At 61.1% G+C, this 22,433-nt stretch carries 21 protein-coding genes and 1 pseudogene; 15 read left to right on the forward strand and 7 right to left on the reverse strand.

The annotated features are described in order from the left end of the window. Nucleotides 1-2: 2 nt before the first annotated feature. From KGA98_RS01760 to KGA98_RS01770, 3 genes are all read right to left on the reverse strand, one after another. On the reverse strand, nucleotides 3-2,846 hold the full coding sequence (locus tag KGA98_RS01760) for a class I adenylate cyclase (protein WP_090452111.1): 2,844 nt from the start codon (nucleotides 2,844-2,846) through the stop codon (nucleotides 3-5). Nucleotides 2,847-3,041: 195 nt separating this feature from the next. Continuing rightward, nucleotides 3,042-3,287 (reverse strand): TIGR02647 family protein, encoded by a 246-nt coding sequence (locus tag KGA98_RS01765; RefSeq protein WP_090452110.1) that lies wholly within the window; start codon nucleotides 3,285-3,287, stop codon nucleotides 3,042-3,044. A gap of 208 nt (nucleotides 3,288-3,495) precedes the next feature. Continuing rightward, nucleotides 3,496-3,780: a hypothetical protein gene (locus KGA98_RS01770; RefSeq protein WP_057712786.1), complete on the reverse strand. Its 285-nt coding sequence runs from the start codon at nucleotides 3,778-3,780 to the stop codon at nucleotides 3,496-3,498. Nucleotides 3,781-3,904: 124 nt separating this feature from the next. Here KGA98_RS01770 and KGA98_RS01775 point away from each other — a divergent pair, with 124 nt between their 5' ends. After that, complete coding sequence (locus tag KGA98_RS01775; RefSeq protein WP_223500590.1) at nucleotides 3,905-4,564, forward strand: glutathione S-transferase family protein; 660 nt, start codon at nucleotides 3,905-3,907, stop codon at nucleotides 4,562-4,564. A 123-nt stretch (nucleotides 4,565-4,687) separates the two neighbouring features. On the opposite strand, the gene argH is transcribed toward KGA98_RS01775, so the two are convergent. Continuing rightward, nucleotides 4,688-6,082: an argininosuccinate lyase gene (gene argH / locus KGA98_RS01780; protein WP_008001478.1), complete on the reverse strand. Its 1,395-nt coding sequence runs from the start codon at nucleotides 6,080-6,082 to the stop codon at nucleotides 4,688-4,690. A 349-nt stretch (nucleotides 6,083-6,431) separates the two neighbouring features. Here argH and KGA98_RS28605 point away from each other — a divergent pair. The 8 genes and pseudogenes from KGA98_RS28605 to KGA98_RS01815 all read left to right on the forward strand — a co-directional run. After that, a pseudogene (locus tag KGA98_RS28605) lies at nucleotides 6,432-6,548 on the forward strand (sensor histidine kinase); the annotation flags it as partial. Further along, a complete protein-coding gene (locus KGA98_RS01785) occupies nucleotides 6,545-7,291 on the forward strand; it encodes a LytR/AlgR family response regulator transcription factor (RefSeq protein WP_057712788.1) in 747 nt (248 codons plus the stop codon). The pseudogene KGA98_RS28605 and the gene KGA98_RS01785, both read left to right, overlap by 4 nt. A 138-nt stretch (nucleotides 7,292-7,429) precedes the next feature. After that, entirely contained in the window at nucleotides 7,430-8,371 is a 942-nt protein-coding gene (hemC, locus tag KGA98_RS01790; protein ID WP_090452109.1) for a hydroxymethylbilane synthase, read from the forward strand. Continuing rightward, nucleotides 8,368-9,135, forward strand: a complete 768-nt coding sequence (locus tag KGA98_RS01795) for a uroporphyrinogen-III synthase (protein ID WP_218494643.1) — start codon at nucleotides 8,368-8,370, stop codon at nucleotides 9,133-9,135. The genes hemC and KGA98_RS01795 overlap by 4 nt, the downstream gene beginning before the upstream one ends. A 16-nt stretch (nucleotides 9,136-9,151) precedes the next feature. Next, nucleotides 9,152-10,315, forward strand: coding sequence for a uroporphyrinogen-III C-methyltransferase (locus KGA98_RS01800; RefSeq protein WP_223500592.1), 1,164 nt, complete (start codon nucleotides 9,152-9,154; stop codon nucleotides 10,313-10,315). Continuing rightward, entirely contained in the window at nucleotides 10,312-11,550 is a 1,239-nt protein-coding gene (locus KGA98_RS01805; protein WP_090452105.1) for a heme biosynthesis protein HemY, read from the forward strand. Before KGA98_RS01800 ends, KGA98_RS01805 begins: the two co-directional genes overlap by 4 nt. Nucleotides 11,551-11,813: 263 nt before the next feature. Then, the gene (locus KGA98_RS01810; RefSeq protein ID WP_223500594.1) at nucleotides 11,814-12,365 is read left to right on the forward strand and encodes a disulfide bond formation protein B; all 552 of its coding nucleotides are present in this window, start codon (nucleotides 11,814-11,816) and stop codon (nucleotides 12,363-12,365) included. Nucleotides 12,366-12,542: 177 nt separating this feature from the next. Beyond that, nucleotides 12,543-13,001 (forward strand): Rsd/AlgQ family anti-sigma factor, encoded by a 459-nt coding sequence (locus KGA98_RS01815; RefSeq protein WP_057712794.1) that lies wholly within the window; start codon nucleotides 12,543-12,545, stop codon nucleotides 12,999-13,001. Nucleotides 13,002-13,061: 60 nt separating this feature from the next. Here the strand turns inward: KGA98_RS01815 and KGA98_RS01820 are convergent, their stop codons facing one another. Continuing rightward, on the reverse strand, nucleotides 13,062-13,727 hold the full coding sequence (locus KGA98_RS01820) for an FKBP-type peptidyl-prolyl cis-trans isomerase (RefSeq protein WP_223500596.1): 666 nt from the start codon (nucleotides 13,725-13,727) through the stop codon (nucleotides 13,062-13,064). Nucleotides 13,728-13,919: 192 nt separating this feature from the next. Here KGA98_RS01820 and KGA98_RS01825 point away from each other — a divergent pair, with 192 nt between their 5' ends. Beyond that, on the forward strand, nucleotides 13,920-15,065 hold the full coding sequence (locus tag KGA98_RS01825) for an AlgP family protein (RefSeq protein ID WP_223500598.1): 1,146 nt from the start codon (nucleotides 13,920-13,922) through the stop codon (nucleotides 15,063-15,065). Here the strand turns inward: KGA98_RS01825 and KGA98_RS01830 are convergent. Further along, on the reverse strand, nucleotides 15,062-15,526 hold the full coding sequence (locus tag KGA98_RS01830; RefSeq protein ID WP_150814553.1) for a TIGR02444 family protein: 465 nt from the start codon (nucleotides 15,524-15,526) through the stop codon (nucleotides 15,062-15,064). The genes KGA98_RS01825 and KGA98_RS01830 overlap by 4 nt on opposite strands. Nucleotides 15,527-15,576: 50 nt before the next feature. Between KGA98_RS01830 and KGA98_RS01835 the strand changes: the two genes are divergently transcribed. The 5 genes from KGA98_RS01835 to KGA98_RS01855 all read left to right on the forward strand — a co-directional run bounded on the left by KGA98_RS01835 (nucleotide 15,577) and on the right by KGA98_RS01855 (nucleotide 21,564). Then, the gene (locus tag KGA98_RS01835; protein WP_090452095.1) at nucleotides 15,577-17,487 is read left to right on the forward strand and encodes an ATP-binding cassette domain-containing protein; all 1,911 of its coding nucleotides are present in this window, start codon (nucleotides 15,577-15,579) and stop codon (nucleotides 17,485-17,487) included. Then, the gene (locus tag KGA98_RS01840; protein WP_223500601.1) at nucleotides 17,487-18,068 is read left to right on the forward strand and encodes a mechanosensitive ion channel family protein; all 582 of its coding nucleotides are present in this window, start codon (nucleotides 17,487-17,489) and stop codon (nucleotides 18,066-18,068) included. The genes KGA98_RS01835 and KGA98_RS01840 overlap by 1 nt, the downstream gene beginning before the upstream one ends. A gap of 238 nt (nucleotides 18,069-18,306) precedes the next feature. Next, on the forward strand, nucleotides 18,307-18,939 hold the full coding sequence (gene rhtB, locus KGA98_RS01845; RefSeq protein WP_057712801.1) for a homoserine/homoserine lactone efflux protein: 633 nt from the start codon (nucleotides 18,307-18,309) through the stop codon (nucleotides 18,937-18,939). A gap of 161 nt (nucleotides 18,940-19,100) precedes the next feature. After that, complete coding sequence (locus tag KGA98_RS01850; protein ID WP_223500609.1) at nucleotides 19,101-20,999, forward strand: cytochrome c/FTR1 family iron permease; 1,899 nt, start codon at nucleotides 19,101-19,103, stop codon at nucleotides 20,997-20,999. A 109-nt stretch (nucleotides 21,000-21,108) separates the two neighbouring features. Beyond that, complete coding sequence (locus KGA98_RS01855; protein ID WP_223500611.1) at nucleotides 21,109-21,564, forward strand: YaiI/YqxD family protein; 456 nt, start codon at nucleotides 21,109-21,111, stop codon at nucleotides 21,562-21,564. Nucleotides 21,565-21,664: 100 nt separating this feature from the next. Here KGA98_RS01855 and elbB read toward each other — a convergent pair whose 3' ends face one another. Beyond that, a complete protein-coding gene (gene elbB / locus KGA98_RS01860) occupies nucleotides 21,665-22,333 on the reverse strand; it encodes an isoprenoid biosynthesis glyoxalase ElbB (RefSeq protein WP_057712804.1) in 669 nt (222 codons plus the stop codon). Nucleotides 22,334-22,433 lie beyond the last annotated feature (100 nt).

The following is a 22,433-nucleotide window of genomic DNA, read 5'->3' on the forward strand; positions in this document are numbered from 1 at the left end:
CCTCAGACCTGATCGAGCGCCTCGTTCAATGCGTGCTCCAGGTCGGCTTTGTAGCGCAGGTACAAATGGGTGGAACTCTGACCTTCGCCGAGCAGGCCTGACAGGTCGAGGTCGGTGATGTAGCAGCGGTAGCGTTCGGTTTCCCGGCGCTGCCCGACGATTTCCCGGGCGACCACGCGGAACAGCTGGTCGCCATGTTCCAGCTCGGAAAATTCCCGTTGATTGCAATACAGCGTCACCTGCACCTGACCCGGTGCGGCTTTGCCGACGATCGCCTGCACGTCGTAGAACGGCTTGTTCACTGGCGTCTGCGGCACCGGCCGGGCTTCGATGCGGCGTGCGCGGCCAGGGCCTGACGGCAGCAACTGGCAGTACAGGGTGTCGAGGTTCAGCGGGTGGGCTGCGTCCATCGGCAACAAGGCATCGCGACGGTACTGGATCGATTGCAGGAAACGCTGCAGCGGCACCAGCAGGCTTTGCTCATCGTGCCAGGGCAGGCGTTGCTGCCACAGGGCGTTGAACTCATCGAGCACGTACAGATCAGCCTGATCTTCGTTGACCCTATAGAACACTTGAATGCAGTCCGGTTGGCCCGTTGGCAGGAACAGCGCGAGGTCGTGGTCTTCCAGTGCCTTCGGATCGAGGTGCAACGGGCTGTAGCTCGCCATTTCTTCGCCCAGGTAATCGATCAGTGCCGGCAGAGTGGCCAGCGCGATGTGCTGGACCTGGCCCGGCACCAACTCCAGCACGTGGTAGTGCTGCTGGACCTGGATCAGGTAACGATGATTGAGCCGGCTCAGCAGCAGGTTCTGTGCGGTATCGAGGATTTCCTCGACCCGTTGGGCAATGAACTGCGCGCGGTTATGGCAGAAGCAACGCACTCGCAGCTTCGGCTGTTGCGGCCCGGCCGGCAGGTTGTTGAGGTAGTCGCGGATGCAGTCGAGCAGGGCGTGGGGGCCGTCGTAACGGCCAACCAGCACTTCGTTCCAGCTATTGAGCGTGACCTGGTCCAGAGTCAGCACCAGATTTTCCCGGACACCCGCGTAGCTCAGTGAGTCGGTGCGTTCGGTGGTCATGAGGATGTTCAGGTCGCGATGGTGCTTGAGCGGATCGATGCCGACATTCACCAGGATCAGCACTTCACTCGGCACGCTGGCGCGCAACAGAGGTTCCTCGGCGACGGTGGGCAAGGGCAGGGCGATGGTCTGTTGCAGGCTGCCGAGCAGGTTGAACAGTTCGAATTCGCTCAAGTCGCTGGTGCCGGGGTGCAAGGCCAGGCGGGTACTGCTGTCGATCACGCCATTGCGGTGGCACCAGGTCAGCAGTTCGAGCAAGTGACGGCTGCGTTTGATCGGCGCGAAATGCTCCCACTCCAGTGCCGTCAGGCTGCCGTTGTACAAGCCCCACTGGCTTTGCCCCGGCTCTTTCCTGTTCGGTGCGTGCACAAGCGTCAGGGTGTCTTCAGCCAGGTCCGGGGCGATGCCGGGATTGATGAATTCGACTTTACCGGCCTTGCGCTCGAAAGCGGCGTACAGGCGGCGGCCGAGGACACTCAGGTCGCGCTTGTTGATGCGGCTGACCGTTTGTTCGTGACGGGCAAACTGCGTGAGGAAGCGGTAGCTGTAGTTCAGCTCGTTGACCAGTGCCCGCCGCTCGGAGCTGACCTGGCGGACTTTCCACTGGCTGCGGCTGTCGAGCAGGGTCAGTTGACGCTGGTCCCAATGCCATTCATGGGCCAGGCGTTCGAGCAAGGAGCGCTGCCAGCTCTGGGTGCGGCTGTTGCCGGTGAGTTTTCGATTGACCTTCAGGTACAGCGCGCGCCGCACCAGTTCCAGACGTTCCGGTTCGTTGCGGGCGATCAGGTATTCCTCGATGCGCCGATACACCACGACATACGGATCCAGTTCGTCGAGGTCGAGGCGGTTGGCGAACACCGCTTGCTTGAAGCGCAGGCTCAGGCAATGGACCCTGGGGTGTTCGCTGGCGTAAACCTCGGTCAGCAACAGCTTGAGCACCGACTTGTAGGGCGACTCGATGCCCTTGAACAACTGCCAGAGCCCGGCACCGATGAATTCGCCGGGCGGGATGAAGGCCAGGTTGCCAAGGTCGAGGGTTTCATCGCCGCGGATAAAGCGTTTGGAGATCAGGGTATGGGTGTAGCGGTCGTAGCTCGACTCTTCATAGACCGGCACCAGCCACCAGATCGGCGTACGCCCGGCCAGCCAGATCGCGGTGCGGTAGAACTCGTCCAGCAACAGGTAGTGCTGGGTGGTGCCGCAATCCTCCGAACTCAGTTGGGTATCGCGCTCGCCACGGACGAAACGGGTCGGGTCGATCAGGAAAAAGTGCGCTTCGGCGCCCTGGCTGGCGGCCCAGGCTTCCAGCAACTGGCATTTCTTGCGCAGTTCGGCGAGTTCGTTCTCGGTAAGGTCCGGCCCATGGCAGACCCACACATCCATGTCGCTCTGGTCGGCCTGGGCCAGGGTGCCGAGGCTGCCCATCAGGAACAGTCCGTGAATCGGCCTCGGCGGGTTGCTGCCGTGGCGCGGCTTGTAGGAAAACGAGCGGGTCAGGCGCTGGGCTTCAGCGAGGACATTGGCATCCGGCTCGAAATTCGACAGCCCGGCCGGCGTACTGCCGGAAACGTAACCGGGCAACAGCGGATGGTTAACGTGGAAAAAAAGCGGCAGCAAGGTCAGGACCCCTTGCTGGCGGGTCGACAACCCTTCCATGGCGCGAGCCATGCGCCCTTCGTTGAGTTTCAGAAAACGTGCGCGCAGCTGGCTGAGAACCTTGCGGTCGATTCCCTCGTCCAGATCGGGGCGGATTTCGTGGGTGCGCGTCATGTCAGCTCAAACCGGCTCGCAGGGCTCGGACGTGGGGCTCTTCGGATGAGGGGCAGTTTAGCGCCTTGAGGCGAGGACTTTTAAGTTGATTTTGTTTTTCTGGCGTCAGATTTCTATCGGCTGCAGACAGGAATCAGGGGGAATGTGCCCGCGGAAATCCCTGGATCGGGGTCTCCGTGGGCGATGCGGCAGAATTCAGGCTGTTACTTCGGCGTTAAGAATGGTCAGCACGGTTTGCACATTTTGCGCGGCGTCACGACCCAGGCTGGTCAGGTAACCGCCATCAGGCTGGTCGGTCAGTTCTTTTTCAAAAAGGCGTTTGGCGGCGGCAACGTGTTTCGGGGCAGCGGTCTGATGAATTTTCAGACCTTCCTGGGAACTGTCCAGGTTGAAGAGTGCGAGGACTTCCAGTTCGGCAACCAACTCAGGGGTAAGCGACATAAGGACTCCAGACTTTCTAGGAATTGGACGACAGCGCCCCTAAGGTGAACCCGCTTGTCCGGCATGTCCAGTGCTCGCGACAGGGTTTTTTTCTCTGTAGGAGCGAGCTTGCTCGCGAAGGTCGTCAACGATGACGCGTAAAACCAGATGCCCCGTGGCGCTCTCGGGTTTTTCGCGAGCAAGCTCGCTCCTACAGGGATGTGTGGGCTTACTGCTTTTCCGGCGGCAACTCGGGCAAGGCGCGCAGGGCAGCTTCGTACCATTCGGTGTTGAACGCGCGGTCTTCTTCGAGGATCGCGTCGATTTCTACCGCCAAAACGTGGGCCATCAAGTTGAGGATTTCTTCCCGCTCGTAACCCACCAGCGTCAGCTTGTTGAACGTCGCCTTGGCAGCCGGCGGGTTGTCGCTTTCGATCTGGTTTTCGATGGCCTGGATCAGGGTGGTTTCGGCGAACTCTTCTTCGTCGTTGTCGATATCGGTTGGCTCGCTCATGGCAGGCTCCTCAGGGAAAGGCGGCCAGTTTACCCGCATTCAGCGGCGTGATGCTGCTGGCAAGAATCCCGGCAGCGTTCTATAAACAGGCACTGCCCACCCCGCATGGCCTGGAGGCTTTGTGATGATCAAGCTTTATGGATTCTCCGTCAGTAACTACTACAACATGGTCAAACTGGCGCTGCTGGAAAAAGGCCTGCCCTTTGAAGAAGTACCGTTTTACGCTGGCTCCAGCCCCGAGGCACTGGCCATCAGCCCTCGCGGAAAAGTCCCGGTGCTGCAGGTAGAGCAGGGCTTCATCAATGAAACCAGCGTGATCCTCGAATACATCGAGCAAAGCCAGAAAGGCACGCCGCTGCTGCCGAGCGATCCGTTCGAGCGCGCGCAGGTGCTGGCACTGGCCAAGGAAATCGAGCTGTACATCGAATTGCCAGGCCGGGCCTGCTATCCCGAAGCCTTTTTCGGCATGACCCTGCCGGATGCGATCAAGGAAAAAACCAAAGCCGAATTGTTGCTGGGGATGGCTGCGCTGGGCCGGCATGCCAAATTCAGCCCTTACGTGGCTGGCGACAGCTTGAGCGTGGCGGATCTGTATTTCCTGTTCAGCGTGCCGCTGGCGTGTGGGGTCGCCAAGAAGTTGTTTGGCATCGATCTGTTGGCCGAGATGCCAAAGGCCAAGGCGCTGTTGGAGTTTTTGGGGGGGAATCCGAATGTGCAGCGTGTGGCGGCGGACCGGGAGGCCGCGATGCCGGCGTTCATGGCGATGATTGCTGCCAAAAAGTAGTTCTGTTGCGCTCTGAAGATCGCATTCGCGAGCAGGCTCGCTCCCACGAGGTATGCGTCAGACACGGATTTTGTGTGTGACGATCAATGTGGGAGCGGGCTTGCTCGCGAAGCTTTTGGCGATTTAGCGGCTGGCGAGCAACGCCTGACCGCGAGCCACTGCAGCCTTCACCTGCGCCGGCGCGGTGCCGCCGATGTGGTTACGGGCATTGACCGAGCCTTCCAGGGTCAGCACGGCGAACACGTCCTGGTCGATCTGGTCGCTGAACTTGCGCAGTTCTTCCAGGCTCATTTCTGCCAGATCCTTGCCGCTGTCCACGCCGTACTTCACGGCATGGCCGACGATTTCGTGGCAGTCACGGAATGGCAGACCGCGACGCACCAGGTAGTCGGCCAGGTCGGTGGCGGTGGAGAAGCCGCGCAGGGCCGCTTCGCGCATCATCGCGTGCTTGGGCTTGATCGCCGGGACCATGTCGGCAAAGGCCCGCAGCGAGTCGCGCAGGGTGTCGGCGGCGTCGAACAGCGGTTCCTTGTCTTCCTGGTTGTCCTTGTTGTAGGCCAGGGGCTGGCCTTTCATCAGGGTCAGCAGGCCCATCAGCGCGCCGAACACGCGACCGGTCTTGCCACGCACGAGCTCTGGCACGTCCGGGTTTTTCTTTTGCGGCATGATCGAACTGCCGGTGCAGAAACGGTCGGGCAGATCGATGAACTGGAACTGCGCGCTGGTCCACAGCACCAGCTCTTCGGAGAAACGCGACAGGTGCATCATCGCGATACTGGCCGCCGAGCAGAATTCGATGGCGAAATCACGATCGGAGACGTTGTCCAGCGAATTGCCGCCAACCGCGTCGAAACCCAGGAGTTGGGCGGTGTATTCGCGATCGATCGGGTAGGTGGTGCCGGCCAGTGCCGCGCTGCCCAGTGGCATGCGGTTGGTGCGCTTGCGGCAGTCGACCAGGCGTTCGTAGTCGCGGCTGAGCATTTCGAACCAGGCCAGCATGTGGTGCCCGAACGTCACCGGTTGTGCGGTCTGCAGGTGGGTGAACCCCGGCATGATGCTGGCGGCTTCGCGCTCGGCCTGCTCCAGCAGGCCTTTTTGCAGGCGGGTGATTTCAGCCAGGATCAGGTCGATCTCGTCACGCAGCCACAGACGGATGTCGGTGGCGACCTGATCGTTACGGCTGCGGCCGGTGTGCAGTTTTTTACCGGTCACGCCGATGCGGTCGGTCAGGCGCGCCTCGATGTTCATGTGGACATCTTCGAGGTCGATGCGCCAGTCGAACTGACCGGCCTCGATTTCACCCTGGATGGTGTTCAGGCCATCGATGATGCTGTCGCGCTCGGCATCGGTCAGCACGCCGACCTTGGCCAGCATGGTGGCGTGGGCGATCGAGCCCATGATGTCGTGGCGATACAGGCGCTGGTCGAAGGTGACGGAGGCGGTGAAGCGGGCGACGAAGGCGTCGACGGGTTCACTGAAGCGGCCGCCCCAGGACTGATTGGTCTTGTCAGTGCTCATGAATTCGCTCGTATCGGCTTGAAGTAAGAAGGCGTGGAACGCTGGCGCGGATAATAACAGGGTTGCCAATCCTGTCGCTGACACTGGTCGATACGTTTTTTTGGGGGAGGGAAAGTCCGGGCCGGGGCAAGAGCCGCGCATTTTTGCCGAACGATATTTTCCAATTGAGCAATATCGTCCCGGCAACCGTCTACAGTTGGACAGTAGGATCAGCGCATTTCTCGGTGCAGCCGCTGACTATAAGAAGAGTGGGGTGTTCATATTGCGTATCAGCAAACCCTGTGGCGATGCATCGCCAACGCGGGCCTGGGCCGCCAATCGCCCGGTAGATGAAAATTTAGCCGTCGGACCAGCGGCACTTTTTGACGCTCGCGCTAGTCTTAGCGTGGATCGCGGTGACGGACGTCACTTCACCTGTCTACGCTATCCTTGTGCGAGACTCACGCAGGAATCCAGCGCAATATGAATGTCCTGATCGTTGATGACGAACCCTTGGCCCGCGAGCGCCTGAGCCGAATGGTTGGCGAACTCGAGGGGTACAGTGTCCTGGAGCCTAGTGCCACGAATGGCGAAGAGGCGTTGGCACTGATCGACAGCCACAAGCCGGATATCGTGCTGCTCGATATCCGCATGCCCGGCCTGGATGGCCTGCAAGTGGCTGCTCGGTTGTGTGAACGCGAAACTCCCCCCGCCGTGGTGTTCTGCGCCGGGCCCGATGAATTTGCCGTGGAAGCCTTACAGGCCAGCGCCGTAGGCTATCTGGTGAAACCTGTGAGAACTGAACAATTACATGACGCATTAAAGAGAGCCGAGCGCCCCAATCGTGCCCAGCTCTCCGCCCTGACCCGCCCTGCTGCCGAAAGCGGCAACGGCCCGCGCAGCCATATCAGCGCCCGAACCCGTAAAGGGATCGAGCTGATTCCGCTGGATCAGGTGGTGTATTTCATTGCCGACCACAAATACGTGACCTTGCGCCACGAAAGCGGCGAAGTGCTGCTCGATGAGCCGCTCAAGGCCCTCGAAGATGAATTCGGTGACCGTTTCGTGCGTATCCACCGCAATGCACTGGTTGCCCGCGAGCGTATCGAGCGATTGCAACGCACACCCCTGGGGCATTTTCAGCTGTTCCTCAAAGGCCTCAACGGTGATGCGCTGATCGTCAGCCGTCGTCATGTGGCTGGGGTGCGCAAAATGATGCAACAGCTTTAAAAAGCTGTTCGCAGACCAATTTCACACCCGATTGCCGGACATCCGGGGCCAGGGAGGCCGAGTAGTATCTGATACAAGTCAAAGTGGATTTGGCTGAGCTGTTATTATCCGTCATATCTATTCAGTACGGATTGATCCATGTCCTCTCGCCAGATCCGCATCGCCACCCGCAAAAGCGCTCTCGCCCTGTGGCAGGCCGAATACGTCAAGGCCCGTCTTGAAGCAGCTCATCCGGGCCTGCTGGTGACCCTCGTCCCCATGGTCAGCCGTGGTGACAAGCTGCTTGACTCTCCGCTGTCGAAAATCGGCGGCAAGGGCCTGTTCGTCAAGGAACTCGAAACCGCGCTGCTGGAAAATGAAGCCGACATCGCCGTGCACTCCATGAAAGACGTGCCGATGGACTTCCCCGAAGGCCTCGGTCTGTTCTGTATCTGCGAGCGGGAAGACCCGCGCGATGCCTTCGTTTCCAACACTTACACCAACCTGGATGAGTTGCCCCAGGGCAGCATCGTCGGTACCTCCAGCCTGCGCCGCCAGGCTCAATTGCTGACCCGTCGCCCGGACTTGGAAATCCGCTTCCTGCGCGGCAACGTCAACACCCGCCTGGCCAAGCTCGATGCCGGCGAATACGACGCCATCATCCTCGCCGCTGCCGGCCTGATCCGTCTGGGATTCGAAGACCGCATCACCTCGGCCATCAGCGTCGACGACAGCCTTCCGGCCGGTGGCCAGGGCGCGGTGGGTATCGAATGCCGCAGCGCCGACAGTGAAATCCATGCGTTGCTGACACCCCTGCATCACCAGGACACCGCCACCCGCGTGACCGCCGAACGAGCCCTCAACAAGCACCTCAATGGCGGCTGTCAGGTGCCGATTGCCTGCTACGCCGTGCTGGAGGGTGAGCAGGTCTGGTTGCGCGGGCTGGTGGGCGATCCAGGCGGTGGCCTGCTGCTCAGCGCACAAGCCCGCGCCCCTCGCGGCGATGCCGAGGCATTGGGTGTACGAGTCGCTGAAGACCTGCTCAGCCAGGGTGCCGACGCCATCCTCAAAGCGGTCTATGGCGAGGCTGGTCACGAGTGATCGGCTGGCGCCTGCTGCTGACGCGTCCCGCCGAAGAAGCGGCGGCGCTGAGCAGTTTTTTGGCCGAGCAGGGGATATTCAGTAACAGTCTGCCGCTTTTGGACATCATGCCCATTGAAGCCACTGACACAATGCGCCAGGTGATTCTGGCGCTGGATCAGTTCTGCGCCGTCATCGTGGTCAGCAAGCCGGCCGCCCGGATCGGCGTCGAACTGCTCGAGCGGTATTGGCCAACACCGCCCGGTGTGAAGTGGTTCAGCGTCGGCGCGGCGACCGCGCAGATCCTCGGGGATCACGGGCTGGACGTGAGCTTCCCGGCAGAAGGCGATGACAGTGAAGCCTTGCTCGAACTTTCCCGACTGCGCGAGGCTATCGCACAACCCGATGCACGAGTGCTGATCCTGCGCGGGGAGGGCGGGCGCGAGTTGCTGGCTGAGCGTTTGCGTGAGCTTGGTGCTAGTGTCGAGTATCTGGAACTGTACCGCCGGGGATTGCCGATTTACCCGCCGACGCTACTGCCGCAACGGATCCAGGCGGAACGCCTGAACGGGCTGGTGGTCAGCAGTGGACAAGGTTTTGAGCACCTGCATCAACTGGCCGGCGATGCCTGGCCGCAGTTGGCGCGGTTGCCGTTGTTTGTACCGAGCCCCAGGGTTGCCGAGCTGGCGCGTGCCGCCGGGGCCAAAACAGTTGTGGATTGTCGTGGTGCCAGTGCCGCGGCCTTGCTGACGGCGTTACGGGAGCATCCCGTACCCGTTTTCTAATGCAAAGGATGGATACGTGAGCGAAACAGCCTTGCCTAAAGATGACTCGCGACCGGTGCTTGATGCACCTGTTGATGCACCTGTTGATGAAATGCCGCCGCCGCCACCTGCTGCCGAGCAGCGTCGAGGCAATGGTCTGGCAATCATCGCGCTGCTGTTGGGCGCGGCCGGTGTAGCGGTAGGCGGTTGGGGTGTCTGGCAGGTGCGTCACCTGCAGGCCAATAATCAGCAGCAACTGAGCCAGGTGCAGGCGCTGAATGACCAGGCGCAAAACCTCAAACTCAATGAGGAGCGCCTGAGCGCACGCTTGGCGCAATTGCCTCCAGCCGATGAACTGGAAGCACGCAGTCGTCTGGTGATTCAGCTGCAAGGTGATCAGCAGCGGTTGAACCAACGGCTGGAAACCGTTCTCGGTGCCAGCCGCAAAGACTGGCGTCTGGCCGAGGCCGAGCACCTGCTGCGTCTGGCCAGCCTGCGACTGTCCGCCTTGCAGGACATCAGCAGTGCCCAGGCACTGGTCCAGGGTGCCGACGAGATACTGCGTGAGCAAAACGATCCGGGCTCCTTTGCCGCTCGCGAGCAGGTGGCCAAGACCCTGATCGCCTTGCGCAGCACCGAACAACCGGATCGCACCGGGCTGTTTCTGCGTCTGGGCGCGCTGCGCGATCAAGTGGCCAGCCTCACCGAGCTGGCACCGGAGTACAAGGACCGTGGCGATTCGCTGCTGGGCCTGACTGCCGATGGCGACGGTGCCAGTCGCTGGGCGCAATGGTGGGATCAGATTTCGCGCTACATCCGCATCGACTTCAATGCCGACAAGAACGTTCGCCCATTGCTGGCCGGCCAGAGCCTGAGCCAGGTACGCCTGGCCCTGAGCCTGGCGCTGGAGCAGGCACAGTGGGCCGCACTCAATGGCCAGCCGGCGGTTTACTCCCAAGTGCTGGACGAGGCGCGGGACATCCTCAAGGGCAACTTCAATCCGGACAACGCACAAAGCAAAGTCATGCTTGAACAGGTGGCCGAGTTGAGCGTGCAACCTGTCACCGTCGTCACGCCGGATATGACCGGCACCCTGAGCGCGGTGCAGGGGTACCTGGAGCGGCGCAACGTCAACGCCGAGGATTCGGTCAAGCCACTGGCCAGGCCTGCCGCGAGCGCCGCGCCGGAGGCCACGCCATGAGACGCCTCTATGTGATCGTGTTCCTCGTGATCGCCGCTGCCGCTGCGCTGGGGCTGGCGATTGCCGAGCATTCCGGCTACGTGCTGATTGCCTACAAGACCTTCCGTTATGAGTCGAGCCTGTGGGCTACTTTGGCGCTGGTGGCTGTGCTCTGGCTGGTGATCTGGGGCATCAGGTCGCTGGTCGAACTGGTGATGGCTTCCAGTGGCGTGGTCAATCCGTGGTCACGGCGTAACCGCAGCCGTCGAGTGCAGGTGGCGATCGAGCACGGTCAGCTGGACCTGGCCGAGGGTCGCTGGGCCAGCGCGCAACGTCACTTGCATCGGGCTGCCGAAGCCGAGCGTCAGCCGCTGCTTTACTACCTCGGCGCTGCCCGTGCCGCGAACGAACTCGGCAATCACGAAGAAAGCGACAACTTGCTGGAGCGCGCCCTCGAACGTCAGCCCCAGGCCGAGTTGGCGATCGCCTTGAGCCACGCCCAGTTACAGACCGATCGCGGTGATACCGCAGGCGCCCTGGCCACCCTGCAAGCCATGCGTGAACGCCATCCTCATAACGCACAGACCCTGCGTCAATTGCAGCGCCTGCTTCAGCAGCGTGGTGACTGGTCGGCAGTGATTCGCCTGCTGCCGGAGCTGCGTAAGGACAAAATCCTGCCGGCGGCGGAGCTCGCCGAGCTGGAGCGTCGGGCCTGGGGGGCGAACCTGTCCCTGGCGGCGCAACGGGAAGAAGACGGAACAGTGGGGAAGCAATCGCTGGAGCGTGCCTGGCAACAACTGACTTCGGCACAGCGTCAGGAGCCGCAACTGGTGCTGGCGTATGCCGAGCAGTTGCGGCAACTGGGGGCTCAGGTCGAGGCCGAAGAAGTGCTGCGCACCGCGCTCAAGCGCAGCTACGACAGTCATCTGGCACGTCTCTACGGACTGGTTCGCGGCAATGATCCGGCCCGCCAGCTGCAGGCCGCCGAAGGCTGGCTCAAGGACCATCCGGCCGATCCGGGCCTGCTGCTGACACTGGGTCGTCTATGCCTGCAAAACAGTTTGTGGGGCAAGGCCCGGGACTATCTGGAAAGCAGCCTGCGTGTACAGCGCAATCCGGAAGCCTGTGCCGAGCTGGCACGCTTGCTGGCACAAATGGGCGATGCCGAGCGCAGCAACCAGCTGTTTCAGGAAGGCCTGGGGTTGTTGGATGAGCGCTTGCTCGCGGCCCCTCTGCCAACGCCAGTCGGCGCTTGACCCACTCGCAGGCACCGGGCTCCGGCGCCTGAGCGATGACCTGCGACGAGGGAGCAATCACCCTCGCCGCAGTGCGATGATTAGTTGAAATTCAGTCGCGAAATCTCATCGCAGACAAAGTCCTACAGAGAACTACATTTTATCCTCTCGCCTGCGTCGGGATTTCCCTACACCTGCGCTGAAGTCTCTGTGGGCACTTGCCTTGAAAGGCTGTCGCGCTTTCCTCTACCGTAATGGTCTGTCACTACTTTTACGGAAAAGCCATGTCTTTGGCCTGCTCACGCTCCTTGTTTTTCATGGCTTTCATTGCGGGTGCCCTGGCGATGGGTGTTTCCTACTACCTGGAATATGCAGTCGGCCTGCGGCCTTGTGGCTTGTGTCTTGTGCAGCGGTTTTGCCTGGCGCTCCTTACCGGCGTCTGCCTGATGGCTTCGGTCCATGGCCCCGGTCGCATTGGAAACGTTCTCTATTGGCTATTCAGTCTTTGTTGCAGCCTGGCCGGCACTGTCACTGCATGGCGACAGGTCCTGCTGCAAAGCCTTCCAGCGGAACAGGTAGCGGCGTGCTCGACTCATCTGGCGGACCTGTTGGCCAATTCTCCGTGGCTTTCAGTCGTACTGAAAATGTTCAAGGGCGCTGCCGATTGTGTGGAAATTTCCTGGACGCTGTTCGATCTGAGTCTCACCGAGTGGAGCCTGCTGCTCTTCGTCGCGATGATGATTCTGGCCGTTTACCAGTCGCTGCGACTGGTCTGGACCGGCTATCAGCGACCACTCAGCGGCGAGTCGTCGCACCGGGCCTTTGCGGGTGATTAAACACTTGTATGAACTTTATCGCCTGCGTACCTTGAAGCCAGTGTCGTGCGGGCATAATCTGGCCCGCACGTGTCATTGGAATTATGTTGCTCGATGACGCTCTGCCTGACCGCCCACCGACGTTACAAGAGGCGAGCGGGCATAGAGCAGCTGACCCACAAGGGAAGAGAGATCACCATGCTCGAAAGTTGTCAGAATGCTCAGGAACGCTGGGGCGGAGTGCACCTGCTGATCGATCGCTGGTTGCAGGAACGACACGAACTGATCGGGGCCTATGACGCTCTCGGCGCAAAGCCTGAGGCGCTGGGTGAGAACCGCAAGCCCTTGCAGGAATTCTGCGGCGTGCTGGTCGATTATGTATCGGCCGGGCACTTCGAGATCTACGAGCAGCTGACGGGGGAGGCCAAGGCCTTCAACGACAAGCGTGGCCTGGAGCTCGCCGAGACCATCTACCCGCGTATCGACGTCATCACCGAAAAGCTGCTCGCCTTCAATGACCTGTGTGACGCAGGTAAGTGTGTCGCCGAAGAGTTCAAGACACTCGGCGGACTGTTGCATGAGCGCTTTGAACTCGAAGACTGCCTGATCGAAGTGCTGCACACTGCCCACAAGGAAGCCGACTCGGTTCAGGCCTGAAGCACTTCCTGCAAGATCCCGAAACGGCGTGCCAAGGCACGCCGTTTTTCGTTTGCATCGTCAGCTGGTGGCACCGCGCAGTTCGACTTCGAACACCAGTGGTGTGAATGGTGCGATCACGTCACCGGCACCGTCGGCGCCATAGGCCTGAGCCGATGGAATCACCAGTCGCCATTTCGCCCCGACCGGCATGTTTTGCAGTGCACTGCGCCATCCGGCGATCACGCTGTCGAGACTGAACCACTGTGGCTGACTGTTCTGATCGAACACAGTGCCGTCGGGCAATCGACCGATATACAGCACCTGCACCTTGCCGTTCGGTCCGGCCTTGGCGCCGGTACCTGGCGTCAACTCGGTCAGCAACACGCCATCAGCCAGTTCGCGCACGCCGGGCCTGGCTTTTTCTGTGGTGAGAAAACGCTGTTCTTTTTCCAGTGCCATTTCGCTTTGCGGCTCGTCGGACTGCATGGCGATGCGGGCTTCATGCTCGGTCAGTATCTGTTGGATCTGCTCGTCCTTCAGCGCCAGCGGTTTGCCCTGATAGGCTTGCTGCAATCCTTCGACCAATGCCTGGAGTTGCAGGTCGGGAACCTCCTGGCGCAAGCGTTCGCCAAGGCTTGCACCGAGGCTGTAAGCGAGATCGTGGGCTTCATTTTCCTGCGTTGTTTCGCCGGCCTGGGCCACCGAAAAAAACACGCACAGCGATAAAAAAAGGTAGCGCGACATGAGCACTCTCCGACCTGAATTGCGGGCGATTATGCCAGTGAGAATGCGCGCAACGGTGAACTGCTTTTGCGCCGAGGCAGAAGTTTTTCAATCCTTTGCAACACAGCGCTTTCGATAGTGTCAACATGCCCTAGCGGCGGTTGCAGCAGAGGTCTAGTATGAGCCGCACTCACTTCAGCCAGGAGGTAAACCATGTCGGCCACCAAGAAGCCAGTAAACACTCCGTTGCACTTGCTCCAACAACTCTCGAGCAGCCTGCTCGAGCATCTGGAAACCGCTTGTTCCGAAGCCTTGGCTGATGCTGAAAAACTGCTCGCCAAGCTGGAAAAGCAGCGCGGAAAAGCGCAAGAAAAACTGCACAAATCCCGCACCAAATTGCAGGACGCTGCGGCGGCCGGAAAAGCCAAGGCACAAGCCAAGGCCAAGGGCGCAGTGGCCGATCTTGAGGAGCTGCTCGATGCCCTCAAGGATCGTCAATCGGAAACCCGCGGCTACATTCTGCAACTCAAGCGCGATGCTCAGGAAAGCCTGAAACTGGCCCAGGGCGTCGGTCGTGTACAAGAGGCTGTCGGCAAGGTGTTGTCCTTGCGTGCGGCCAAGCCTGCTGCGGCACCTGTGAAGAAAGCCGCTGCCAAACCGGCTGCTGCAAAAGCACCGGCCAAACCTGCCGCAAAACCTGCAGCTGCCAAGCCAGCAGCTAAAGCTGCCGCAGCCAAACCTGCAGCCAAACCGGCTGCGAGAAAACCGGTTGCTGCCAGCGCTGCAAAACCTGCGGCTAAAACCACGGCTGCCAAACCAGCCGCCGCACGACCTACCGCTGCAAGAGCCGCTGCTGCCAAGCCAGCCGTGGCTAAAACCGCCGCCGCTAAACCGGCTGCAAAACCAGCCGCTAAACCCGCAGCAAAACCAGCAACCAAAACTGCAGCAGCGAAACCTGCTGCGAAGCCGGCCGCCAAATCTGTCGCGGCTAAAACCGCTGCAAAACCTGCTGCAAAACCTGCGGCCAAACCTGCGGCCAAACCCGCTGTAAAAGCAGCGGCCAAGCCGGCCGCTAAACCAGCCGCTAAACCGGCAGCCAAACCTGCTGCGGCTAAACCAGCCGCTGCTGCCAAACCGGCCACCGCCAAGCCCGCTGCCAAGCCAGCGGCGGCGAAGCCAGCTGCAAAACCAGCAGTGAAACCTGTTGCCGCCAAGCCGGCCGCCGCGCCAGTTGCCAAGCCAGCCAATCCGGCTCCGGGTGCACCGTCTGCTTTAGCAGCAGCCACCTCGACAGGCACGCCAGCGCCAACGCCGGCCGCCGCATCGATCGCAGCAACCACCCCAACCAGCGCTTCCTAAGTGCCGGTTACCGCGACGCGCAGCTGATGCAGCGCGTCGCGGTCCAGGTGGGCGGCGCCTGCCGCCACACCATTGAGCCAGGCCGATAGATCGGTCGCCTCACCTTGCGGCCAACTCAACGCCGTTCGTTCCAGTCGTACCAACAGATGTCGCTCGGCTTCCAGTTCGAGTGCTTTCACTTGCTCGCGCAAAGCATTCAGTTCGCCGTCGTCGGCGGCAACGACCTTCCAATTCACCCGCAAGGCTCGCAGCGGTCGCACCACGTCTGCGTCCCATGGCTCGGCCACGCTACGCAGTTGCTGCAATCGGTGTTCGTTAAAGGCGACGCCACGTTCTCCCAGCCACAGTCCGCAGAGTAGCAAGCACACATTGATGCCCGCCGACTGCAATTGCAGGCATGCGGGTTCAACGCCGGGCTGGGCATAAGTACTTAGGGAAAAGCTCCACAGGTCAGAGGACATAGTGCTACTCGCGCCAGTTGCGAGCGAAGCTGGTAGACTCCGCCGCCATTATGATTCGACTTCAGAACCTGACTTTACAGCGTGGCCCGCAACGTCTGCTAGAAGACGCCGAGCTGACCCTGCACGCCGGCCAGAAAGCCGGCCTCATCGGTGCCAACGGCGCCGGCAAATCGAGCCTGTTCGCCTTGCTTCGGGGTGAGCTGCACCCGGACTCGGGTGATTGCTTCCTGCCGGCCGACTGGCGTATCGCCCACATGCGCCAGGAGGTCGACACCCTCGAACGACTGGCGGTCGACTACGTGCTCGATGGCGACCTGCGCCTGCGCCAGGTGCAACGCGACCTGGCGGCAGCCGAAGCGGCCCATGACGGTGCCGCTCAGGCCCGACTGCACTCAGAACTCGACAGCGCCGACGGTTACACCGCCGATGCCCGGGCGCGCAAGCTGCTGGCCGGACTTGGATTCACCAACGAGCAGATGGATCGCCAGGTCGGGGATTTCTCCGGTGGCTGGCGGATGCGCCTGAACCTGGCGCAGGCCTTGATGTGCCCATCGGACCTGCTGCTGCTCGACGAACCGACCAACCACCTGGACCTCGACGCCATCATCTGGCTCGAAGAGTGGCTCAAGAGTTATCCCGGCACTTTGATGCTGATTTCCCACGACCGGGACTTCCTCGATGCCGTGGTCGACCACGTGGCCCACGTCGATCAGCGCAAGATCACCCTGTACCGCGGTGGCTACAGCGCTTTCGAGCGTGCCCGTGCCGAACGCCTGGCCCAGCAACAGCAGGCGTACGAGAAGCAGCAGGTGCAACGTGCGCACATGGAAAGCTACATCGCCCGCTTCAAGGCCCAGGCTACCAAGGCCCGTCAGGCCCAGAGCCGGATCAAGGCACTGGAGCGGATGGAAGAGCTGACCGCTGCCCACGTCGATTCGCCGTTCGACTTTGTCTTCCGTGAATCGCAGAAGATTTCCAGCCCGCTGATCGACCTGTCCGATGCCCGCCTGGGTTACGGCGACAAGGCCGTGCTGGAGAAGGTCAAGCTGCAACTGACCCCGGGTGCGCGAATCGGTCTGCTCGGCCCGAATGGCGCCGGTAAATCGACCCTGATCAAGAACCTTGCCGGTGAGCTCTCGCCATTGGCCGGCCGCTTGACCCGTGGCGAGAACACCGTTGTCGGTTACTTCGCCCAGCATCAGCTGGATTCGCTGGACTCCAAGGCCAGCCCGTTGCTGCACCTGCAACGCCTGGCACCGACCGAGCGTGAGCAGACCCTGCGCGACTTCCTCGGCGGTTTCGACTTCCGTGGTGCGCGAATCGACGAGCCGGTACTGAATTTCTCCGGTGGCGAAAAGGCGCGCCTGGCGTTGGCCTTGATCGCCTGGGACCGACCGAACCTGTTGCTGCTCGACGAACCGACCAACCACCTGGACCTGGAAATGCGTCTGGCGCTGACCATGGCCCTGCAGGAATTCAGTGGTGCGGTATTGGTGGTCTCTCACGATCGCCACTTGCTCAAAAGCACCACCGACAATTTCTATCTGGTGGCGGACGGCAAGGTCGAGGAATTCGACGGCGACCTGGAGGACTACACCCGCTGGCTGGTGGAGTATCGCCAGCGCAACGCACCGGTCAGCAACACGCCGGTCAACCCGGACAAGACCGACAAGAAAGCCCAGCGTCAGGCCGCTGCTGCGTTGCGTCAGCAACTGGCGCCGCACAAGCGCGAAGCTGACAAGCTTGAAGCCGAACTCGGCAAGCTCCACGAAAAGCTGGCGAAGATCGATGCCAGCCTCGGCGACAGCGACATCTACGAGCCGGCGCGCAAGAACGAATTGCGGGATCTGCTGGCCGAACAGGCCAAGCTGAAGGTGCGTGAGGCGGAGCTGGAAGAAGCCTGGATGGAAGCCCTGGAGTTGCTGGAAAACATGCAGGCGGAGCTGGAGGAGCTGTCCTGATGGACGCCTTCAAGCTGCCGCTGCCGGCGGTGTGGGTCGAGCCGATCTGGCTCGGCGTACAAATCCTGCTGATCCTGCTGGCCGGATACATCGCCCAGCGTTTCGTCGCCAAATGCCTGACCCGTCTCGGCGAGCGCTACCCGTTTCCGCCGCAGTTGCTGATGCCGCTGCGCGGTGGTCTGCGCTGGCTCATCATGGGCAGTGCATTGATTTTCGTGCTGGAGCGCCTCGGTGTTTCGGCCACGGTGCTCTGGACCGCGTTGTCCGGTTTCGTCGCAGTCGCGGCGGTGGCGTTTTTCGCCATGTGGAGCGTGCTCTCGAACCTGCTGTGCGCGATCCTGATCTTTACCGTCGGCCCGTTTCGCATAGGTGACGTAGTCGAGTTGGTGGACACCACCGACAAGCCCGGCGTCAAAGGCCGGGTAGTGGCGATCAATCTTCTTTACACCACGCTGGTCGAGGCCGAAGAACTCGGCACTGGCAGCGCCATGGTGCAGGTGCCCAACAGTTTGTTCTTCCAGCGTTCGGTACGACGCTGGCGCGGGACGGATGTGTTTCCTTCCAGCGGGTTTGAAAAGTAAGCCTTCTGCTGTCTGATAGATTGCCTTCGCGAGCAAGCCCGCTCCCACATTTGCTCTTCGGTGGACACAAAACTTTGTGAGCAGCGTAGATCCAGTGTGGGAGCGGGCTTGCTCGCGAAGGGGTCATAACGCCGAGCACGCTGGTCGGCAGTCGTCATGTCCTGCAAAAAATCGGTAGTCATCCAATCAAAGCCGCATTAGCTTAGACATCTGTCACGAGTCTGAGTCGAGGTGTGCAATGGAGCTTCAAACATGGCTGGCGTTTTTTGCCGCCTGCTGGGTGATCAGCCTGTCCCCCGGTGCCGGCGCCATTGCGTCGATGTCCAGCGGCTTGCAATACGGTTTCTGGCGCGGCTACTGGAACGCCCTGGGCCTGCAACTGGGCCTGGCTTTGCAGATCGCCATCGTCGGCGCCGGTGTCGGCGCCATTCTCACGGCGTCGGCCACGGCCTTCTACGCCATCAAATGGTTTGGCGTGGCGTATCTGGTTTACCTCGCGATCAAGCAATGGCGTGCGCTGCCCAGCGATATGAGCGATGACGCGGCGCTGCGCCAGATCGGCAAGCCGATGGCCCTGGTGTTCCGTGGTTTTCTGGTGAACATCAGCAACCCCAAGGCGCTGGTGTTCATGCTGGCGGTGTTGCCGCAGTTCATCGACCCCCATGCGCCACTGCTGATTCAGTATCTGATAATCGGTGTGACCATGGTTTGCGTCGACCTGATCGTCATGGCCGGCTACACCGGTCTGGCGTCCAAAGTGCTGCGTCTGTTGCGCACACCGAAACAGCAAAAGCGCATGAACCGGACCTTTGCCGGGCTGTTCATTGGGGCGGCGGCGTTCATGGCGACGTTGCGCAAAGCTGCTGTGTAAATCGGCGATATACAAAAAAGGCGACCCTGGAGGTCGCCTTTTTTGTTTGGAGGAGCCGCTCTCGAAACTGATGCAATTACGAAGAGATATCAACAAAGCTTGAGCGAAACCCGTCTGGCGTTAACAATATGTAACTTCGTATTTCCAATTGAGATTCATTCATGACTGCCCCCTCCCGTTTCCTGGCCTGGCTGTTGCTGCCGCTGTTGGCTGCGTGCAGTTTTCAGCTACTGGCCGCTCCCGCCGAAGGTGCGCCGCAGGCGCTGCACTTGCTCGATTACATCGGCGCGGATTACCCGGACACGGTGCAGGTGGGCAGCATCACGGACCAGGCCGGATTTCGCGCGCAGCAAGACTCGGTCAAGACGCTGGGAAGTCTGATTGCAGCCATGCCGGCCAAGCCGGAAAAAGCCGCTCTGGAGCAAAGCCTGGCCGCGCTGGGAAATTCCATTGACGCCCATCAGGACGGTGCCGACGTCGCGCGCCAGGCCCGGCAACTGGGTGCGAAGCTGGCCGTGGCCTATGAAGTCAGCCAGGCCCCGGTCATTACGCCGGACCCGGTGCGTGGTGCGCCGCTGTACGCTCAGCATTGCTCGGTCTGCCATGGCGATACAGGGGCCGGCGACGGCCCGGCAGGTGTCGGCATGACGCCGCCGCCATCCAATCTGCGTGATACCACACGACTGGATCGACTGAGCCTCTACGCGGTCTACAGCACCCTGGGCCTGGGGGTCGAAGGGACTGACATGCCGGCCTTTGCCGATCAACTGGATGATCGTCAGCGTTGGGACCTGGCCACCTATATCGCCAGCTTCAGTGTCGACCCGGCGACGGCCAAGGCTGAAAAGACCTACAACATCGCCGACCTCGCTCGTCAGACCCCGGCCGAAGTACAGGCCGTCGAAGGCCTGCAAGCCGCCGCGACCTTCCGTGCCCAGCGAGCGCAACCGCCGCAGGTCAAGCGTGGTCCGGCGCAACTGCTCGACTACACCGCGGCCACTTTGGACAAGAGCATCGCGGCGTATCGTGCCGGTGAGCATGATCAGGCTTATGACTTATCGGTAGCGGCGTATCTGGAAGGCTTCGAGCTGGTTGAGAGCTCGCTGGATAACATTGACGCCAACGTGCGTAAAGACACTGAAAAATCCCTGATGGCCTACCGTCAGTCGTTGCAGGACGGCTTGCCGGTGAGCGAGGTCGAGCAGCGCCTGGACGTGGCCAAGGACAAGTTGAAGGCATCGGCCGGCCTGTTGGGCAACGAGGGTTTGAGCTGGTCGCTGAGTTACATTTCCGGCCTGCTGATTCTGCTGCGCGAAGGTCTGGAAGCGATTCTGGTGCTGGCGGCGATCCTTGCTTTCCTGCGTAACACGGATCAACAGGCGGCGGTGCGCAGCGTTAACGTCGGCTGGGGCCTGGCGTTTGTGGCGGGGCTGGGCACCTGGGCGCTGGCAGCCTATGTGATTGATGTCAGCGGTTCCCAACGCGAATTGCTGGAAGGTGCGACGGCGTTGTTTGCCAGCGTCATGGTGCTGTGGCTGGGCGTGTGGATGCATGACCGTCGTCACGCCGCGGCCTGGCAGGATTACATCAAGACCAGCCTGGTGGGCGGTGGCGGGCGTTTCGGTTTTGCGACCCTGGCGTTCTTCTCGGTGTATCGCGAACTGTTCGAAGTGATCCTGTTCTACGAAACCCTGTGGTTGCAGGCAGGTCCCGCGGGGCACAACGCGGTGCTGGCCGGTGGGGCCACGGCGCTGGTGTTGCTGATCGGCCTGGCCTGGGTGATTTTGCGCGGTTCGGCGAAGTTGCCGCTGGCGTTGTTCTTCAGCATCAACGCCGGTCTTTTGTGCGCCTTGTCGGTGGTGTTTGCCGGGCACGGCGTGAAAGCGCTGCAGGAAGCCGGGATCTTCGGTACGCGGCCGGTGCCGTTCTTTGACTTTGAATGGCTGGGGATCCATGCCGATGCCTATTCGTTGAGCGCCCAGGCTGTGGCGATCATTTCGATTGTCGTGTTGTACGGTCGTAGCCGGGTAGTTGAGAGGCAGCGGGTGCAGGTTTCTTAAACGGCATTCGCTTCGCTCACTTTCGCGGGCAAGCCACGCTCCCACAGGTTTCGCGTTAACCTGTGGGAGCGTGGCTTGCCCGCGATGCTTTTCAACAGAGGAAAATTCAATGCGTGTGTGGATCGATGCCGACGCCTGTCCTCGGGCAGCCAAGGATCTGGTGGTGAAGTTCGCTCTCAAGCGCCAGTTCGAAGTGGTGCTGGTGGCCGGGCAACCGCAGACCAAACCGGGGCTGGCACTGGTCAAGCTGATCGTGGTGCCGAGCGGCCCGGATGCGGCCGATGACTACCTGGTGGAACACGCGGTACCTGGTGAGCTGGTGATCTGCAGCGATGTGCCGCTGGCCGATCGTCTGGTGAAGAAGGGCGTGGCAGCGCTCGACCCACGGGGCAAGGAGTTTGATGCGCAGAACATGGGCGAGCGGCTGGCGGTTCGCAACCTGTTCACCGATTTGCGCGAACAGGGGCAAATGGGCGGAGGGCCAGCGCCGTTTGGCGACCGTGAGAAGCAGGCGTTTGCCAATGCGCTGGACCGGATTCTCACTCGTCTGACGCGCAAACTGTAGGAGCGAGCTTGCTCGCGATGGACGTCAACGATGACGAGTGCTGACTGGATGAACGCGGCGCTCTCACATCCATCGCCAGCAAGCTCTCTCCTATAGTGTGTCAGGCGTCGTTTTCGTGGGTCAGTTCCAGTACCCGGTCTACCAGTTTGTTGATGCCTGAAGCCGCTTCACTGATCGATTGCGCCAGCATGTAAGCCGGTGTGCTCACCAGTTTGCGCGCCTTGTCCTCGACGATGTCACTGACCGCGCAATCGGTATGGGTCGCGCCCATCTTGTTCATCGCAGCTGCCGTGTCGGTGTCGTTGCCTATGGTGCAGGTGACGCCAGGGCCGTAGATCTTTGCCGCCAGGGCAGGGGAGATGCACATCAACCCCACCGGTTTGCCGGCCTCGGCAAAGGCTTCGGTCAGTGCCAGGACATCCGGTTGAACGGTGCAGGCGGCACCTTCGATGGCGAAGCTGGACAGGTTCTTGGCCGAGCCGAAGCCGCCGGGCACGATCAGCGCATCGAACTCATCGACGTTCGCGTCTCGGATATCCTTGATGTTGCCCCGGGCAATCCGCGCCGACTCCACCAGCACGTTGCGCGATTCGGGCATTTCTTCGCCGGTCAGGTGGTTGATCACATGCAACTGCGCGATGTCAGGTGCGAAACACTGCACCTGGGCCCCGCGCTGGTCCAGGCGCAGCAGGGTGATGACGCTCTCGTGGAGCTCGGCGCCGTCGTACACGCCACAACCGGAAAGGATCACTGCAACTTTTTTGCTCATGGGCTTTTCTCCAGATTCATGGCGTTAAATGTCCACTAATTTGTCCCGCGTTGCCATAGGGTTAATTCACGGCTGCACATAGCATCTGTCCTCAAGATTC

It is taken from the genome of Pseudomonas sp. BF-R-24, from assembly GCF_019947335.1.
In the GTDB taxonomy this organism is placed as follows: Bacteria; Pseudomonadota; Gammaproteobacteria; order Pseudomonadales; family Pseudomonadaceae; genus Aquipseudomonas; species Aquipseudomonas jessenii.